Here is a 16,556-nt window from a genome sequence, read left to right as displayed (position 1 = left end):
TTAGTTATTAAATCAAGCTAATGTGATTGCATTAGTTTGGATGATTACAAAACGGGGAATGCGGGAACATTTCCCGTTTTTATTTACTCATAGGCAATTGTTTTTTTGTGATAACAATATTTTTTCCTTTCATCGTGTATTGGATTTCGCTCAACGCACAAAGTGCATCAAGCACATCAGATATCGTTTCTTCGCTAAGGACACCGCTGTAGTGGATTGAACCGGCAAGTATTTTATCCTGGATTTCGATCCGGACATCGTACCAGCGTTCCAGTCGTTTGCAAACTTCACCGAGAGGCATATGATCCATGTACAGTTTATTTTCCATCCAACTCAGCACTTGTGCCATTTGGTTCTGAACCAGGCTCAGCGTTTTTCCTTCTTTTTCGAAGCTGGCTGTTTGCCCTGGTAACAGCGTGAGCGTATGACCTCCGTCAACCTGCAATTCTACTTTACCTTCGATCAATGCGGTTTGGATAATGGCGTCACCGGGGTAGGCCTGCAGGTTAAATTTTGTCCCCAGTACTTTTAATTTCATGCCATCGCCTGTGGCAATCACAAATGGATGATTGCTTTTTGCCACGTCAAAAAAGCCTTCGCCCGAAAACGAAACCTGCCGCTCCCGGTTCGAAGGGTTTCGTTTATAGGAAATAGAGGAACCCGCGTTCAGGTGGACGGCTGTCCCGTCGGGAAGAGTAATTTCGGTACGACTGCCGTAAGTAGTAGAAGCAGCTAATGAACCCGGATTGCCGGGAAAAATTGAAAAATAAGACTGCAGGCCGATAACAATCAACAAGGTGGCAGCCATACCTGACAGGGCATAAACCAGACGATAAACATGTTGCCTTTTGTTCTGTTGGCGGCCGATTTTCCCGTCAATTTGTTGCCATGCACGCTGCGAGTCAAACGCACGCATTTTAGACAAACGCTTTGTGCCTTGCCAAATGCGAAGCATGTCCAGAACGGTTTTTTTGTTCTCGGACGACGATTGTATCCATTTGTCTAATTCCGGATTGTGTTTATCTGGGTCACCATCTGTTGCAGAGAAATGATCGATCAAATATTCACCCAATTTTTTTTGCTCGTCCATTATTTTCGGTTTTTTACAGGTATGACACAGTACCCCGTAAAAAGTCCTATCCGAAATCGCTTTTTTTATTTTTTCAAAGAAAAAAAGTTTCCGCGAACCGGAAAATAGAAAGGTATTCTGATGAATGACAAAAGACTACATGACATTTTTCTGTTGAAGGCAGGAACGCAAATATTGCATCGATTTCCAAATTTGGTTTTTAATGGTTTTTACGGATATTCCCAATTCCTCCGAGATTTCGGCAAGCCTCAGGCCATCAATCCGGCTCATTACAAAAACTTGTTTGCTCCTGCCGGGCAGTTCGTCGATACATACTTGTACCTGGACTATAAACTCGTCAAAATCGGGAAATTCATCTTCCGGCTGGCTTTCAGTCAATGGCAGCATGTTAATTGCCTTCTGTTTGTTTTTTTTAGACCGGAGATAATTCAGGGCAGCATTCCGCGATGCTTTATACAGGTAGGAAATTACGCGCTCGCGGATTTCAATCCGTTTGCGTTCGGCCCATAATTTCAGGAAAAGATCTTGAATCAGATCTTCGGCAGCCGCGTCATCTTTGAGGTATTCGTACACAAAAGCACACAGACGGGCATAATACCGCGTAAACAGCAGATTATAGCTTAAATAATCATCTTGCCTGATACGCTGGAATAATTGATCATCTGTTTTGTCCATGCCGTGGATACAATGATATACTGCAATGATACACAATCATGAAAAGAAATCAATCCAAATTCGGCATTTTTTTAACTTTACACCAAGCATAATGTCATATTTACACATTTTTCCGAATGTTTAAAAAACGGATGTCATGGCGTTTGATTTATAAATACAAAAAGCCCAACATCCGTTGGGCTCTATTTGAATTTCTTTCAGAGATAGAACTAAAGGCAAATACGTTTAAATTTTGAATAAAGTTTTGCTGTGTTTTCAGTTCATATATCAGACGACAATTAATCGCGTTTGGCAAATTTGGCCAACAGCCTCAATATTTCAATGTACAACCAGATCAGGGTCACCATTAGACCAAAAGCGCCGTACCATTCCATGTATTTTGGCGCGCCGCCGGCTGCACCGCGTTCAATAAAATCAAAATCAAGGATCAGGTTTAAGGAGGCGATCGTCACAACCACCAGGCTGAAACCGATACCGATTGTCCCGCTGCCGTACAGGAAGTTTAGGTTGGCGCCAAATAAACCGGCTATAAAACTGACAAAATAGATCAGCGCAATTCCTCCGGTTGCTGCCAAAATGCCCATCCTGAATTTTCCGGTTGCCCGAATTTTGCCCGAACGGTACAAAGTCAGCATGATCAGGAAGACACCAAAGGTTAAAGCTACCGCACGCATGACCAATCCGGGATACATACTTTCAAAAAAAGCAGAGATTGCCCCAAGGAATAAGCCTTCGAAAACTGCGTAAACAGGGGCGGTTACATTGGCCCTGCGCGGACTGAAAACGGTGATCAAGGCGGTAATAAAACCCCCGATCCCTCCGGCCAGTAACCAAATTGACACGGCCTGGAACGCCGCTTCGGGTGTTGAATAATCAAAAGCTGCAAAAAATTTCCGCCAGGTAAAAACGGCGGCAAATATCAGTATCAATAACATCAGACCGGTCTTATTGATGGTTCCTTCAATGGTCATATGACCTGCCTGCGCGCCGGTTTGAACACGATCGTAAACAGCATTTCCAAAAACAGGATTTGATGATTTCGTTAAATTCATTTCACTAAAATGGTTTAAAATTCAGGTATCAAAGTAATAAAAATAATGCCAAAAAACTCTTTACCGAAAAAGCTGCCGAAATTTCATGCGAAGATATTGACACGGTAGCTTTATTTTTTATAATTTCGTCCCCCATTGGAGAGTTGCCGGAGTGGTCGATCGGGGCAGACTCGAAATCTGTTGTACCCTTCGGGGTACCGGGGGTTCGAATCCCTCACTCTCCGCTTTCATTTAACGGGTTGTTCCCAATGTCATTTCCGGGTTTTCCCGTTTCATTGCCAGAATTTAAAAAAATGATGGACTGGCCCGTTTCCTTTCCCTATTTTGTAGTTCGCTCCTTGAATAATAGCCCGGCTGATGTATTCTTTGGCATGATATACCGCGTCATTTAGCGGCAATTGGTGAGCCAGAAACGATGCCACTGCCGACGAAAAGGTGCAACCGGTTCCATGCGTGTTATTTGTTAATACCCGTTTGGAACGGAGTTCCAGGATGTCATCGGTTTCGGCATTGTAAAAAAGGTCTGCCAGTTCGTCGTCTGCAAGGTGTCCGGCTTTTAGCAAGACAGAAACCCTTCCGCCGCACGAAAGTTTTTTAATCACCCGCCTTAGATCCGGCTGGCTCCGGATACGCTCGCCCAGCAGAATCTCTGCTTCGGGAATATTCGGGGTGATCACTTTAACCAAGGGGATCAGCTCGTTTTGCAGGGTCGAAATAGCATCGTCCTGCAGCAGTTTGTCGCCCGAAGTGGCGACCATCACCGGATCGAGTACGATATTCCGGATCGGATAATGCGACAAGGTTTCCTTTACTCCCCGAATCAGTTCCGACGAATGTAACATGCCGATTTTAATGGCATCGGCGCCAATATCGTCGAGTACCGACTTAATTTGCCCCTGAACGAAGGGAACGGGAACCGGGTGCACTCCAAATACACCCACTGTATTTTCGTCGACGACGGCAGTAATCGCCGAGGTCCCAAAACATCCGCAAGCCGACATGGTTTTCAAATCGGCCTGAATGCCGGCTCCCCCGCTTGGGTCGCTGCCGGCTATGGTTAACACGCGTTTGTATTGCATGATTGCTGACAATGATTGATTAGAATTATACCTTTATTGAAAATGGTTAAAGCCGCTCTTCGAAAGCTGAATTTCTGTTTCAGAATGAAACCAACGAATGACGGGAGATCCTTCATCAATGGTTCCAACCGGATAAAGGGCTTTGCCGAATTTTGTTTGAAACTTTTGCTGAAGCGCTTCTATCTGCCCGGGCGCCACCGTGAAAAGCAGTTCGTAATCTTCGCCGCCGCCGATGGCCAGGTCTGTTACATTCCAACCCTGCTCGTTACAAGTCCGTGTCAGAGCGCCGGAAACCGGGAGTTGATCCAAATGAATACGGGTCGTTTTGCCCGATGCTTTGAGGATGTGTCTCAGGTCGGAAGCGATGCCGTCGGAAATATCCATCATGGCATGAACTCCCGGGAAAAGGCTCAAAAATTGTCCCTCAACCAACCGTGGTTCCGGAAGGTGATGTCTGGCAAGCAGGTATTCCCGGTCGGGAGATGATTTTAACCGGTTCAATACAACCTGAAGCCCGCCCGCTGAATCGCCAAGACAGCCCGTCACACAAACCACATCGCCCACCTGGGCCATTGAGCGCAGCCGGGCCATGCCTTTGGCGCACTTCCCGACCACACACACATTGATGGCCAAATGACTGACCGACTTGGTGGTGTCGCCACCCAAAAGCGGAACCTTGTATTTTCGGGAAATTTCCTGATAACCTTCCATGAGGGCATCAAGATATTCCACCTCCGTTTCCGGAGGAATTGCGATTGAGAGGAAAGTTCCTAAGGGTTCGCCGCCCATAGCTGCAATATCGCTCAGGTTGACGGCCACTGATTTGTATCCGAGTTGCTGCGGTGAAATTTCATTTCGCAGGAAATGCACATTCTCCATGAGCAGATCGGTGGTTACCAGCAAATCTTCCGTTTCGTTCATCGGAATGATCGCGCAATCATCGCCAATACCTGTCATCTGCAGAGTAAGCAGATCTTCAAACGCCGGCGAAAAGCGTTCGATAAATCCAAATTCCCCTATTTCTTTCAGTTTCATTTCTTTCTGTTTTTTTTGTTTTGCATTTGTAAAACAAAGAACCAGGCTCCGGCGATAATTAAACCGGCCATTGCTCCATGTTCCAGGCGCTGTTCCAGAACATCCATTCCATTTTAAACGAAAGAAGAAAAGCTTCTGTCATGGTTTTACGGTGAGTTTCGGTGCAGGCGGCAGCCGTTTCGTCGCAAATTTCGATAGCTGTTTGAACTGCCCGTGCAAATTCTTCCCCTCCGTAGGTGTCAATCCAGGCCTGGTAGGGATTTTTGTTTCGGGTTTGGTGTTCGGTAATGTAGTCGCCCACCTTCTGGTAAACCCAAAAACAGGGCAATACGCTGGCCAGGGCCTCTTCGGCCGAGCCACAGGCCAATTGCCGGAACATGTGCCCGGTGTAAAGCATGCAGCTTGGCGAAGGTGTCAGCTCAGGCATCTCATCTTTCAGAAAATATTGATGCAAGGCCTGCTCCACCGAAACTGTATCTCCCGAAAAATGAAGGAAAGCTTCTCTCCACGCTTTCCGGTTGAGTTTCGCGGCAATGCCTGCCAGTATTTTCCCGTATTCCGACAGATAAAGTGCGTCCTGCTTCAGGTAAAACAGAAACTTCTCGCGCGCTAAACTGCCGGCTATCAGTTCATGCAAAAAAGGCAGATCGAGTATTTTTTCGTAAATCGGTTCGGCGGCTTTCCAGGCCTGTTCGGTCCATTTCATCATTTGGGATGAGTTAAAATTTCGTTTTTAAGTAACAGTGCTGCTTTCATTGGATTTTCAGCCGATGAGATGGCCGAAACCACGGCAATCCCGCTGGCGCCGCACGCGATGATTTGCCGGGCATTGCTGAGCTTAATCCCGCCGATAGCGACAGTTGGATGTTTGGACAGAGAACTGATCTTCATCACACCTTCCGGTCCAAACGGTTCGAAGGTGTCGGTTTTGGTTGGTGTAGCAAAAACCGGTGAAATCCCGATGTAATCGACGTCCATTTCATTCGATTCGATTGCCTGCTGAACGGTTTCTACAGAAAGTCCGAGGATTTTATCTTTGCCCAGGAGCTTGCGTGCCACCTTCCACGGCAAATCACTTTGCCCGATGTGCAGGCCATCGGCATTTACAGCCAGAGCAATGTCGAGCCGATCGTTGATAATGAGTGGGATACGTAGTGGTGACAGCAATTCTTTTAACTGAAGCGCCAGCTGATAAAATTCGCGCGAACTGCAATTTTTTTCGCGCAGTTGTACCATCGTAACGCCTCCTCTTACCGCTTCCTCCACAATAAATTCCAGTGGCCGGCCCAGCGATAATTCGCGATCGGTGACCAGGTAAAGGCTTAAATCAAAATCGTTCATGGCTCAGGCTTGATAGGTATGCTCAATATCTTCGGACGAAAGGTTAAACAGGGTATCAATAAAATGCAGTTGCAGGGTGCCGGGGCCTGCCGACCTTGTTGTTGCTAACTCGCCGGTAATGCTCATGACCGCCATCGCATGGGCAGCCGCCATAAGCGGATTGGGGTTTACGGCGGCAAATGCAGCGGTTACGGCCGTTGCCGTGCAGCCCATCCCGGTTACTTTGGGCATCAGGGGCGAGCCATTTTTGATGGACAGTACCGTGTTGCCATCGGTGATAAAATCTTCGGCGCCACTAATGACAACGACTGCCCCGGTTTGTGATGCCAGCCGTTTGGCCCCTTCAATGGCTGAGTTGGAGGCTACGGTGCTGTCAACACCTTTTGTCAGGGTGTTTTCGTTGGCCAATGCCATGATTTCGGAAGCATTTCCCCGGATGATGGTTGGTTTGCATTGCCCGACGATTTGAGCGGCCGTTTCGTTGCGGTAGGAGGTAGCACCCACTCCAACAGGATCGAAAACAAGGGGAATGCCCTTTTTGCGCGCGGCTTTTCCGGCCAGTAACATCGCTTCGACCCATTGGGGACTCAGCGTTCCCATGTTGATGACCAGGGCCGAGGCGATCCCCACCATGTCGGTCATTTCTTCGGCAGCATGGGCCATAACCGGTGATGCTCCCAGAGCCAGTAGGGCATTGGCCGTATTGTTCATCACAACAAAATTGGTGATGTTATGAACTAAAGGCGACCGGCTGCGCACGGCAGCCAAATCAGCGCTGATGGAACTTGCGTTTATCATGATATTTCGTTTAAAATAAAAAAGCCGCTCCGCAGAAATGCGAAACGGCTTGTATGAATTTCGTTAAAAACAAGGTTCAGATACAATTCTCGTTTCCCTCCGCTGTTATGATACATTTCAGGTTATTAGGGTCTGATCTCAGCCTGTGCACCTGCACAGACACCCCTAACGAGATGATGAAGCAAAAGTAGCAATATTTTTCAATTGGAAAAGCCGGATCAACGGGCCGGCGGAAGAACCGGAGCTGTTTTATTTTGCCGTAACCCGGGTAAATTACATGGCAGCAATATCTTCGAGCAGGATGGCTGCCAGTTTTTTCGGATGTTCTTCTTCCATTTCCAGAACCAATTCGAGAAAGTTTTTGCACGATTCACGCAAGGTGGCGCTGCGATTAGCCATGAGAATCAGGGTCCGGTAGATGATTTGCCCCAATTCAGGATCTTTAATCAGCGAGAACAACACGCTGAAAAAAGGTTCGAACATTTCATCAATGGCTTTTTTGTCGACCATCGCCAGTCGCCCGATCAAATGCAGGCCGGTGTATTTCACCAGCTGTTTTTTCCCGCAGCAATATTCCAGCGCTTTGATAAAGGCAAATTTTGAATGTACAAATAAATTAGCGACTGCCTGTTCGGCAATTTCGGCCTGTTCAAGGCTCTTTGTCCAAAAATCCATTTGTTCTTCGGTCAGCTTCTCCGGCTCATCGAGCAACGTTGCCAGGATCATGGTTTCGCGCCATTGTTTGTTCCAAAGCTTCAGGGCCAGTAAATGATTTTTTTCGTATTGCCGGGCCAATTCGCGAAGTGAGATCACCGAAGCGCCCCAGTTCATTTTGTAGGTCATACCGAGGGCTTTCATCTGTGCAACGGTTTCACCGTTTTTACGCAACCTGATTTTTGCCAGTAATTCCTGAAATATTTTTTCTGTTTCCGGATCGTCCAATAATATATTCATAGTCCTAAATTACACGCATGTTTTGCGGATACAGCCGTAACAAATATCACACTTTGGGATGGTCGGATCTGTAATTACTTTTTAAAAATAAAATAAACGGCCAAAATAAGAAAAACAAAGCCGATCATGTGATTCCAGCGAAAAGACTCATTCCGGAAAACAAGCACCGTAAAAGCTGTGAAAACAAGCAGGGTGATGACCTCCTGCAATACTTTTAGTTCGATCAGCAAAAAAGGGCCTCCATACGCTTTAAACCCAATCCGGTTGGCCGGAACCTGGAAGAAATATTCGAACAGGGCAATCCCCCAACTAACCATCACGATGGAAATGAGGCCCAACTTGTTGAACCATTTCATTTCGGCAAACTTCAAATGACCGTACCAGGCAAAGGTCATAAACGTGTTCGACATGACCAGTAAACCGATTGTGAGTAGTCCTTTCATAATAATATAGCGGATGATTAAAAAAACCTTGGTTGTTTATACCTCCCAAAATCGTTTCAAAACTACCTGTTTCAGATGAACCGTGATTCAGCTGACTCCAAATATTTTCGATTATTTAAACATTACATCAAATTTAAACCGGCGGTGCGTGAAATAAAATTAGCTTTTGGGTAGGGTAAACTGTTTTTTAAACGGTTAGTGAGTGAAACAAGACAGATTATCATTAACTTTTTTCAACTTTGAGAAGAAGTGAATGATAACGAAAGGATCCTAAACGTATTGAAAATTGACAACACAGGAATTTAAACAATTGTTTGACCGATATTTTGATGCGATCCGGAATTACATCTATTACCGGTCGGGCGACAAAGAACAGTCGACGGACATTGCTCAGGATGTTTTTTTAAAGTTCTGGGAAAAGCAGGAAGAATACCGGCCCAAAGAGAATGCCGGCCTGCTTTACAAGATGGCGTCCGATTTGTTTGTCAGCCGTTACCGCCGGCAGCAGATCGAACAAAAGTACCTGAGCGGGATTGAATTTGAAATAAAAGACGTATCGCCCGAAGAACAATTGCAATACGAGGAACTGAAAAGAAACTACGAATGGGTATTGGCTCAGATGCCGGAGAAACAACGGGTTGTTTTTTTGATGAGCCGCACAGAGGGCCTTAAGTATTACGAAATTGCCGAACGGCTTGGGCTAAGCGTAAAAGCAGTAGAAAAAAGGATGACAAGCGCCTTGGGGATGTTAAAAGAAAATTTGCAATGGTTATGAAAAAACAGGAAGAATATAACGAAAAAGAACAATCGGACTGGACCGAAATTGACCGTTTTGGCAGCCGGTTGACCACGGATTGGCAGGAATCCAAGGAAGCGATCTGGCTTCGTATGGAGCAGAAACTGGAGACGCCGGTGAAGCCGGCGAAACTTATCCTTTTTGCCCAACCCGCTTTTCGGCTTGCTGTAGCCGCCCTGCTTGTCTTGCTGGTCGGGATTGGCTCGGTCATGCGTTTCCATACCCGGACTTACCGCACAATTCCCGGGCAACACCTGTCCATTGGCTTGCCCGATGGATCAACCGTGCAGCTGAATGCCGCATCTTCGCTGACTTTTCGTCCTTATTGGTGGCGCTTTTCGCGCAAACTGGCCCTGGAGGGAGAAGCTTATTTTCAGGTCAGCAAGGGCGACCGGTTTACCGTGATTTCATCAAACGGAACGACCAGCGTACTGGGCACCAGTTTCAACATTTATGCGCGTGACGAGGCTTACCGGGTAAGTTGCCTGACGGGAACGGTAAAAGTAACCAATGCCGGGGGAGACCAGGAAGTTATTCTTTCGGCCAACCAAAAAGCCGAATGGCAAAGCAGTGCTTTCAGGAAGGCTGATATGCCTGCCGACCGGAAACCGGCTTGGGTCAACAAACAGTTTGAGTTTACCGGCAGATCAATTCGTGAAGTGTTTGACGAAATTGAACGTCAGTACGGCATACGGATCATCTCCGATCAGTCGTTGAATTTTGAATACAGCGGTAATTTTAGTAAAGAAGAATCAGTTCATCAGGTGTTAACCTATATTTGCAAGCCTTTTAACCTTAACTTTGAAGAGAAAAAGACCGGGCAATACCAGGTATTGAAAAATCAGTAATCTGTTTTGAAAAAATATATTTTAATTGGCTCGTTGCTGTTGTCGGGTTTCCTGGGTTTTTCGCAGGAACTCGATCTTGTTTTTCAGGATACTCCGCTGAATGAGGTCTTGCTTGCGGTTCGCGATCGTTACCAGTTGCAGTTATCTTTCGATCATGCCCGTCTGTCGGCTTTCCCGGTGACGGTGAACCGAAAGTTTTCGTCGCCCGAAAAAGCGCTGGATGAATTACTGAAGAAACTCCCCCTGACTTGGGAGAAAGCCGGAGGGGTTTATTTAATTTATGACCGCGTAATCCCCGAAACAAAGAAGAATTATCGTTTAGCCGGAACCGTCACTGACCGCGAAACGAACGAAAGCTTGCCGTATACCCACCTGGTGGTAAACGGCCAAGGGTTAATTACCGATCAGAAAGGGAACTTCTCGTACCTCTCAACTGTCGACAGCGTTTTTCAGGTACAGGTATCCAGTTTGGGCTATTATTTGTTGGATACGCTGGTTCACGCGCGAATTAACCAGCCCTTCCGGTTGACTCCCTCTGTTTATAAATTACAGGAAATCAAGGTTGAAGGATTAAAAATTGTTCGTTCGGTACAAGTGGGATACAGCCCCGGAACAGTGCGCCTTAATCACCAGATTGCCGGCCATTTGCCCGGTTACGGCGACAATTCGGTCTTTAACCTGTTGCGCTTGCAACCCGGTATTCTGGCTGCCGGCGAACAATCGAACGATTTGATTATCTGGGGAAGTTACGAGGGGCAAAGCCAGGTGTTAGTCGACGGCTTTACGCTGTTTGGAATGAAGAATTACAACGACAACATCAGCGCCATCAATCCCTTTATGGCGAAAGATATCCAGGTAATGAAGGGAGGATTTCCGGCCCCCTTCGGTGAGCGGGTGGGAGGCTTAGTTAATATTACTTCCTCCGATGGCGATGCCAATGACTTGCACGTAAATCTTTCTGTCAACAATATGACCATGAATGGTTTACTGAATATTCCTGTTGCCGGGAAGGCATCGCTCATGGTGGCGCTCCGGCAAACCTATTACGAGTTGTACGATAAGGGACAAATTGCCTTGTCATCGGGTGGGCGCAGAGGCCATGGCAACCTGGTTGACCGGAACATTTATCCCGATTATAATTTTCAGGATCTGAACCTGAAATTTTCAGGAAAAAGCAATCACAACGATTCGTACAGCCTGAGTTTTTTAACCGGGAGCGACCGGTTTGCCTATGCGCTCGAATATGAAACTCAGCAAGCCAACCGGGCATGGGAAGACCGTGAGCATAACCGGCAATACGGGCTGTCGGCACACTATAACAAAGGATGGAAGAACGGGGGAAGGTCTGAACTGACGCTGGCTTATTCCGGTTTGCAAAGCGGACTAAGCAATATTCGCAAAACAGGGAATCAACAATCCGGCGGAAGTGGCGGAAGTGGCGGCCAGGGGCCGGGAGGCGGGGGAAGTGGAAGCGGAAATACCTGGCAGACAAATGTTGATCAGTTCAGTCAAAATAAAATCTCCGAGGCCAAATTAAACCTAAACCACAACCAAGCTTTGGCGGCACACCATCAGCTTGAATTTGGCGGAGGGATGTACGTCAACCGGATTCATTTTATGGAAGACTCATTTGAAGTGAATTTGCTTGAATTGAGCGAGGAAGCAAGCCGGTTAAACGGATTTATCCAGGACCGTTTTTCCATGGGGAACCGCTTGCAGCTAACCGCCGGCGTTCGTGCCGATTATCCGCTGAATTTAGACCAGCTCTACCTGCAGCCCCGTGTTTCAGGGACAGTCAGCTTGAGCGATTTCCTGAAAATAAATGTTGCGTGGGGCCTGTATCGCCAGTATATTGCCCGGAATTCGGTGATTGATGAATTTGGTAACGTTCGCTATCTCTGGACGATCTGCAACGGGACAGACATTCCGGTACTGAAATCTGAACACACCATGCTTGGGTTTACTTATCATCAGCGTGATTTTACGTTTAGTATCGAAATGTACCGGAAACAAACCAACGGTTTGTCGCGTTATGCAGAAGAAGGCGGAGAACTGATTTTGCATGAAGGGAAGAGCAAAAGTAAAGGACTTGATCTTTTTATTAAAAAGGACTACAAGGGGCATTCGTTCTGGATTGCCGCGATGCTGGGAAATACGAGGGAACATTTCTCAAATTTCCCGGATGAATCCTTTCAGCGGGCATTACATGATCAGCGACTTGAGCTGAAATCGGCGGCGCTCATTCATCTGAAACCGTTTTACTTGTCGGCCAATTACGTCTACGGCTCCGGATTTCCCGATCCCCTGTTGCTTGGCGATGAAAACTACGAACGCGATTATCACCGGATGGATGTGGCCGCGGTTTACCGTGTTCCGGTCAAAAAGTTTGCTCTCGAAGCCGGTATTTCCGTTCTGAATGTTTTTAACTACGAAAACATCAAATACGCCAATTTCATCCGTGTTCCCGACGATCAGGATGCTACGGTCAACCTGCATGCCGAAGCGGTGCCGTTCACCCCGACCATGTTTTTGAACTTTTCGTTTTAATGAAAGGATTTAATACTGTGCTCGCGGGCAAAGCCGCTTTTGAAGTGATCCTGATTTATTTTCGTAGTTTTTCAGGAAAAAGATAAAAAAAAGGTAGGGTAAAATTATTCTGGTGCGGTTAGCTAATGTAAAAGATTTATAAAAACATTAATCGAGAGAATTATGAAAACATTAATCAGAACATTTGCATCAGCAGCCTTGGTCCTGGCTATATCGGCAACCGGAGTTTGGGCGCAAACCGAAGAAACTCCAATCAGAAAAAGAGATCAGCAACGGATTCAATTGCAAGATCCGGACGGTACGATGAACCAGGTTCAGGCCCGAAATGCAACGCAACGTGCCGAACGCCAGGCGTTACGGACGCAACGGCAAGAGGAAGCCAACCAATTCAGAACCGCTTTTAGGGCTACCTTGTCTGAAGAGCAGTTGGCCATTCTGGAAAACAAAGAAATGACCCGTGAACAAAAACGCGAAGCCTTTATGGCCTCTTTAAGTGAAGCACAACGCGAGATGTTTCAGGCCCAGCAGCAACTGCGCGCCGAGCAGGGCTTCCAGTATCGCGAGGGGATGAAGGGTGAGCAGGCCAATCAAGCCCGGAACCGGGCACAGCAAAGTGGCGAATGCCTGAATAATGAAGCATTACAACAACAAGTCCGCGAACAAATCCGCGAGCAATCGTCCGGAAGTGGTTCCGGCGGTCGTTACGGCAAAGGGGGAAATTAAACTGATTCTGTAAAATAATGGCTCACGGCAATCAGGCTTGATTGATATGTGAGCCATTATTTTGCATTTCGGTGTCTATAGTCATTAAATACCAGATGGTATCACTTTCAAAAACCGTTATCGTGAAAAAAAAATTTGTCATTCTTCTTTTGTTGGTTTTAGGTCAGCAGGCAGTAAAGGGCCAGGTAACCGATTTGCCCGACAATCTTCGCTCAGTCCGTATCGACTCGCTGTTGTATGATGTTTTGTTTGCCGATGACGAGTTAAGCCGGCTACTTGGATTGGATAAAAGTTTTCAGTTCCTGTATTTCCGGACCAACTATGACTCGCGCACGACTTTTGCCGGACGCGAGATCGGGGCAAATCAGTATAACCTGAGCGGGCAATTGTACTATATGCACTCCCTCGGCATTTATGCCGGGGTTTCGGGAAGCTGGTACAGCCAGCTTGATCCGGGGTACCGGGCAACGGTGCTGACACTCGGTTACAGTAAAGGATTGCAGCGGCTAAAATTTTTCAGATACCGGATTTCTTACGATTATTATCTGTTTAACAGCAATATCCCCGATTTTGATCCGCTTTATACCAGTAGCGTAAACTCAGGGTTTACACTCCGAAGTAAATCGGTGGGTACCAGTTTTGACGCCTCCTTGTTGCTTGGAGACGATGTGAGCTCCCAATTTAACTGGGCCGCATATGCCTACATAAACCTGGTAAAATTAGGCGGATATAATAAAATCAGGCTGGAGCCGGAAGCATCCATGTATTTTGGGACCGAGTCGGCAGCGTATCTGTTGGGCGAAGTGTTTGTTGATCCTGAAACAAATGAGGAATATGATATTTATTACCAGGATAAATTCGGACTGTTGAATATCCAGTTCCAGTTGCCGCTAAGCCTCAACCTGAAGAATTTTGATCTGAGATTTAGCTACATTTATAACCTGCCACGCCAGGCAGGAGATGCTTTTGACTATCCCGAAACTTCATCATTCCGGCTGTCGTTAAGTTACCTGTTCAATTTGTAACTTGTGTACGTTCTTTTCAGACCCCGGACATGACTCAGGGAAATCGCTTTTAAACTTATATGAGCTATTTTACCCTTTAATGACTGGACGGAATTAACCACGTCCCGAAAAGATGGTTACAGCGGTTCTGTAAAAAAGATCGTGCAGTCAATCGTTCAAACAAAAATAAGGTTTCAGGAGATCAGTACCATGATTTTGATCCGTCGGCTAATGAGCCATGCGACGTCAAATCCAGAATATTTTTTAAAAGCGATTCCTTGGTGTATGATTAATCTTTTTTGTTTTTCCGGAGCGAATGCGTATTTTGTGTCCGCACACACAAACGGATCAGCGATGAAGAAAATTGGAACAATGACATTGGGCATGCTGCTCTTTCTGCAGTTTGTATTCGCTCAAAGTGAAAACTTTAACCGGCAGGGAGAAGTGATATACGGGATGTTTCCCGAAGGATCCGGACGCGGAGGCTCAGCGAAAATGATTGTGACTTACGCCAACGGGATGGCCCGTTTGGTCGCCGACCGGTCGGGAAGAAACCTGATCCCGGAAGTGCCCGAAGAGGCATCTTACCTCGATTACCGGCTGAAAAGAACTTACCAGCTGGCGAAATTTCAAAACGGCGATCTTATTCATAGCTCAGAAGATTTTAATGAACTGGCCGGCTTTGAGCCCGATGGAACAACCGAAGAAATACAGGGCTATACCTGTATGAAATACGTGGGCAGCTCGTTCTCGAACCGGATAGAACTTTGGATAACCCGCGATGCCGGGATATTGGGAACTCCGATTTTGGGATTTCCGGTTGCCGACGGACTGGTGCTAAAGTATGTCAGGAACGGGAATGCCGGGTTTGTGGCAACCAACGTGGATGTCCGAAAAAAATCAAAGGCGCAGGATTTGTTTCCCGGCGATTTGGGAACAGAAGTTTCAGCGGTAAAATACCGGTTACGCCTGGCAAATGCTTTTGTAAAAGAGGTTCGCGTATTCGAAGGGCAACAAATTAACTGGGGCGACAAAATCGAAAATCCGCAAGGCGATTGCAATGATTATACTTACCGTTATGCCGGAGGCACCGTGATCCTTAAAAAGGTAAATTTGCCGGATGTTCCGGATGGGACCTCCGTTTTTGCCGAGCTGAAACAGCAATCGAACGGAGATGCTTACGACCGTACCGGTTCTGTTTTTGTTGTTCCGGTTGATCAAACCCGGAGTTTTTTGGATGGGGTGAGGTACGGACTGGATTCGCTGCCGGCCTATAAGAGCAAAGAAGGCAAAGCCTATCAGGGGATTGCCGCTACCGGCGATTATTCGCCGATTGTTGAATTGATCAGGTTTTTTACGCCTTTTGGAATCCATCATTTTAATGATAAACGCGATGTTGGGATTGCCTGGGAGGATACCGCTGTTTACAAACAGGAAATTTCTGATTTATTGCCGCTTTTGCGCGGGGAAACCTGGATCGGCGTTTTTATCGGGAACTATGACGGGGGTGGGCACAAGGTCAGCCTGAACCTGAAATATCACCTGAACAACATGGAGCTGAGCGACCGGGCAGCGAAAAAATACTGGATTAAACCGGTATTTACCACAACCAATGTGCTCGAAATGGGCGGACAGGAATACGGTACATTATTCGGAAGCGATACCCTCGCTGTTGATTTTAATGTTCCCCCCGGAGTGAAAAACCTGACTTTCAGGTATCTGTCAACCGGGCACGGAGGCTGGGGAAGAGGTGATGAGTTTGTGCCTAAAACCAACGAAATCTTTATCGATCGCGAACTTTTCTTTAAATATACGCCCTGGAGAACCGATTGTGCAACGCATCGGGCCTACAACCCGGCATCGGGTAATTTCTGGAATGGTTTGTCGTCGTCTGATTACAGTCGCTCGGGCTGGTGCCCGGGAACCGTTTCCAACCCCTTGTACATGCCGGTTAAGGGCTTGAGCCCCGGGAAACATAGCATCCGCGTGTATATTCCGCTGGGCGAACGCGAAGGTAATATGTTCAGCGCCTGGAATATTTCGGGGGTATTTATTGGCGAGATAGAGGAATAAAGCGCCGAATACAGACACAAAAAAGACTTTTGCATTGATCCACCTGCAAAAGTCTTTTTTGTTTTTATCACGGTTCTTGTTACCGTTTTCTTCGTCTT

Annotated in this window: 16 protein-coding genes, 1 tRNA gene and 1 riboswitch; of the genes, 7 read left to right on the top strand and 10 right to left on the bottom strand. The window is 46.7% G+C overall.

Annotation, left to right across the window (positions count from 1 at the left end; translation table 11 throughout):
* Positions 1 to 79: 79 nt before the first annotated feature.
* The 3 genes from AC6H3C_RS20665 to AC6H3C_RS20655 all read right to left on the bottom strand — a co-directional run bounded on the left by AC6H3C_RS20665 (position 80) and on the right by AC6H3C_RS20655 (position 2,817).
* Positions 80 to 1,090: a FecR family protein gene (locus AC6H3C_RS20665; RefSeq protein WP_497517436.1), complete on the bottom strand. Its 1,011-nt coding sequence runs from the start codon at positions 1,088 to 1,090 to the stop codon at positions 80 to 82.
* 135 nt (positions 1,091 to 1,225) lie between these two features.
* Positions 1,226 to 1,765, bottom strand: a complete 540-nt coding sequence (locus tag AC6H3C_RS20660) for an RNA polymerase sigma factor (protein WP_497517435.1) — start codon at positions 1,763 to 1,765, stop codon at positions 1,226 to 1,228.
* A 278-nt stretch (positions 1,766 to 2,043) separates the two neighbouring features.
* Positions 2,044 to 2,817 (bottom strand): Bax inhibitor-1/YccA family protein, encoded by a 774-nt coding sequence (locus AC6H3C_RS20655; RefSeq protein WP_497517434.1) that lies wholly within the window; start codon positions 2,815 to 2,817, stop codon positions 2,044 to 2,046.
* A 137-nt stretch (positions 2,818 to 2,954) separates the two neighbouring features.
* On the opposite strand from AC6H3C_RS20655, the gene AC6H3C_RS20650 reads away from it, so the two are divergent.
* A tRNA-Ser gene (locus AC6H3C_RS20650) sits at positions 2,955 to 3,041 on the top strand.
* Positions 3,042 to 3,089: 48 nt separating this feature from the next.
* Here the strand turns inward: AC6H3C_RS20650 and thiD are convergent.
* From thiD to AC6H3C_RS20615, 7 genes are all read right to left on the bottom strand, one after another.
* Positions 3,090 to 3,896 (bottom strand): bifunctional hydroxymethylpyrimidine kinase/phosphomethylpyrimidine kinase, encoded by an 807-nt coding sequence (gene thiD / locus AC6H3C_RS20645; protein WP_497517433.1) that lies wholly within the window; start codon positions 3,894 to 3,896, stop codon positions 3,090 to 3,092.
* Positions 3,897 to 3,929: 33 nt separating this feature from the next.
* Complete coding sequence (gene thiL / locus AC6H3C_RS20640; RefSeq protein ID WP_497517432.1) at positions 3,930 to 4,931, bottom strand: thiamine-phosphate kinase; 1,002 nt, start codon at positions 4,929 to 4,931, stop codon at positions 3,930 to 3,932.
* Between the two features lie 58 nt (positions 4,932 to 4,989).
* Positions 4,990 to 5,640 (bottom strand): TenA family protein, encoded by a 651-nt coding sequence (locus AC6H3C_RS20635; RefSeq protein ID WP_497517431.1) that lies wholly within the window; start codon positions 5,638 to 5,640, stop codon positions 4,990 to 4,992.
* Complete coding sequence (thiE, locus tag AC6H3C_RS20630) at positions 5,637 to 6,272, bottom strand: thiamine phosphate synthase (protein ID WP_497517430.1); 636 nt, start codon at positions 6,270 to 6,272, stop codon at positions 5,637 to 5,639. The genes AC6H3C_RS20635 and thiE overlap by 4 nt, the downstream gene beginning before the upstream one ends.
* A gap of 3 nt (positions 6,273 to 6,275) precedes the next feature.
* On the bottom strand, positions 6,276 to 7,070 hold the full coding sequence (thiM, locus tag AC6H3C_RS20625) for a hydroxyethylthiazole kinase (protein WP_497517429.1): 795 nt from the start codon (positions 7,068 to 7,070) through the stop codon (positions 6,276 to 6,278).
* Between the two features lie 77 nt (positions 7,071 to 7,147).
* Positions 7,148 to 7,247, bottom strand: a riboswitch (TPP riboswitch).
* Between the two features lie 96 nt (positions 7,248 to 7,343).
* Positions 7,344 to 8,024, bottom strand: coding sequence for a DNA alkylation repair protein (locus AC6H3C_RS20620; protein WP_497517428.1), 681 nt, complete (start codon positions 8,022 to 8,024; stop codon positions 7,344 to 7,346).
* 74 nt (positions 8,025 to 8,098) lie between these two features.
* Entirely contained in the window at positions 8,099 to 8,467 is a 369-nt protein-coding gene (locus tag AC6H3C_RS20615) for a DMT family protein (protein WP_497517427.1), read from the bottom strand.
* A gap of 286 nt (positions 8,468 to 8,753) precedes the next feature.
* Between AC6H3C_RS20615 and AC6H3C_RS20610 the strand changes: the two genes are divergently transcribed.
* The 6 genes from AC6H3C_RS20610 (at position 8,754) to AC6H3C_RS20585 (ending at position 16,458) form a co-directional block, all read left to right on the top strand.
* A complete protein-coding gene (locus AC6H3C_RS20610; RefSeq protein WP_497517426.1) occupies positions 8,754 to 9,242 on the top strand; it encodes an RNA polymerase sigma factor in 489 nt (162 codons plus the stop codon).
* Positions 9,239 to 10,111 carry a FecR family protein gene (locus AC6H3C_RS20605; protein WP_497517425.1) on the top strand — a complete coding sequence of 291 codons (873 nt, stop codon included), beginning with the start codon at positions 9,239 to 9,241 and terminating at the stop codon, positions 10,109 to 10,111. The genes AC6H3C_RS20610 and AC6H3C_RS20605 overlap by 4 nt, the downstream gene beginning before the upstream one ends.
* Before the next feature lie 6 nt (positions 10,112 to 10,117).
* Positions 10,118 to 12,658 carry a TonB-dependent receptor gene (locus AC6H3C_RS20600; RefSeq protein WP_497517424.1) on the top strand — a complete coding sequence of 847 codons (2,541 nt, stop codon included), beginning with the start codon at positions 10,118 to 10,120 and terminating at the stop codon, positions 12,656 to 12,658.
* 162 nt (positions 12,659 to 12,820) lie between these two features.
* Positions 12,821 to 13,381, top strand: coding sequence for a hypothetical protein (locus AC6H3C_RS20595; protein ID WP_497517423.1), 561 nt, complete (start codon positions 12,821 to 12,823; stop codon positions 13,379 to 13,381).
* Positions 13,382 to 13,503: 122 nt separating this feature from the next.
* A complete protein-coding gene (locus AC6H3C_RS20590) occupies positions 13,504 to 14,406 on the top strand; it encodes a hypothetical protein (RefSeq protein WP_497517422.1) in 903 nt (300 codons plus the stop codon).
* 333 nt (positions 14,407 to 14,739) lie between these two features.
* Positions 14,740 to 16,458: a PNGase F N-terminal domain-containing protein gene (locus AC6H3C_RS20585; RefSeq protein ID WP_497517421.1), complete on the top strand. Its 1,719-nt coding sequence runs from the start codon at positions 14,740 to 14,742 to the stop codon at positions 16,456 to 16,458.
* Positions 16,459 to 16,556 lie beyond the last annotated feature (98 nt).

Source organism: Gaoshiqia sp. US2, from assembly GCF_059705485.1.
This window is presented reverse-complemented; position numbering and strand designations above follow the sequence as displayed.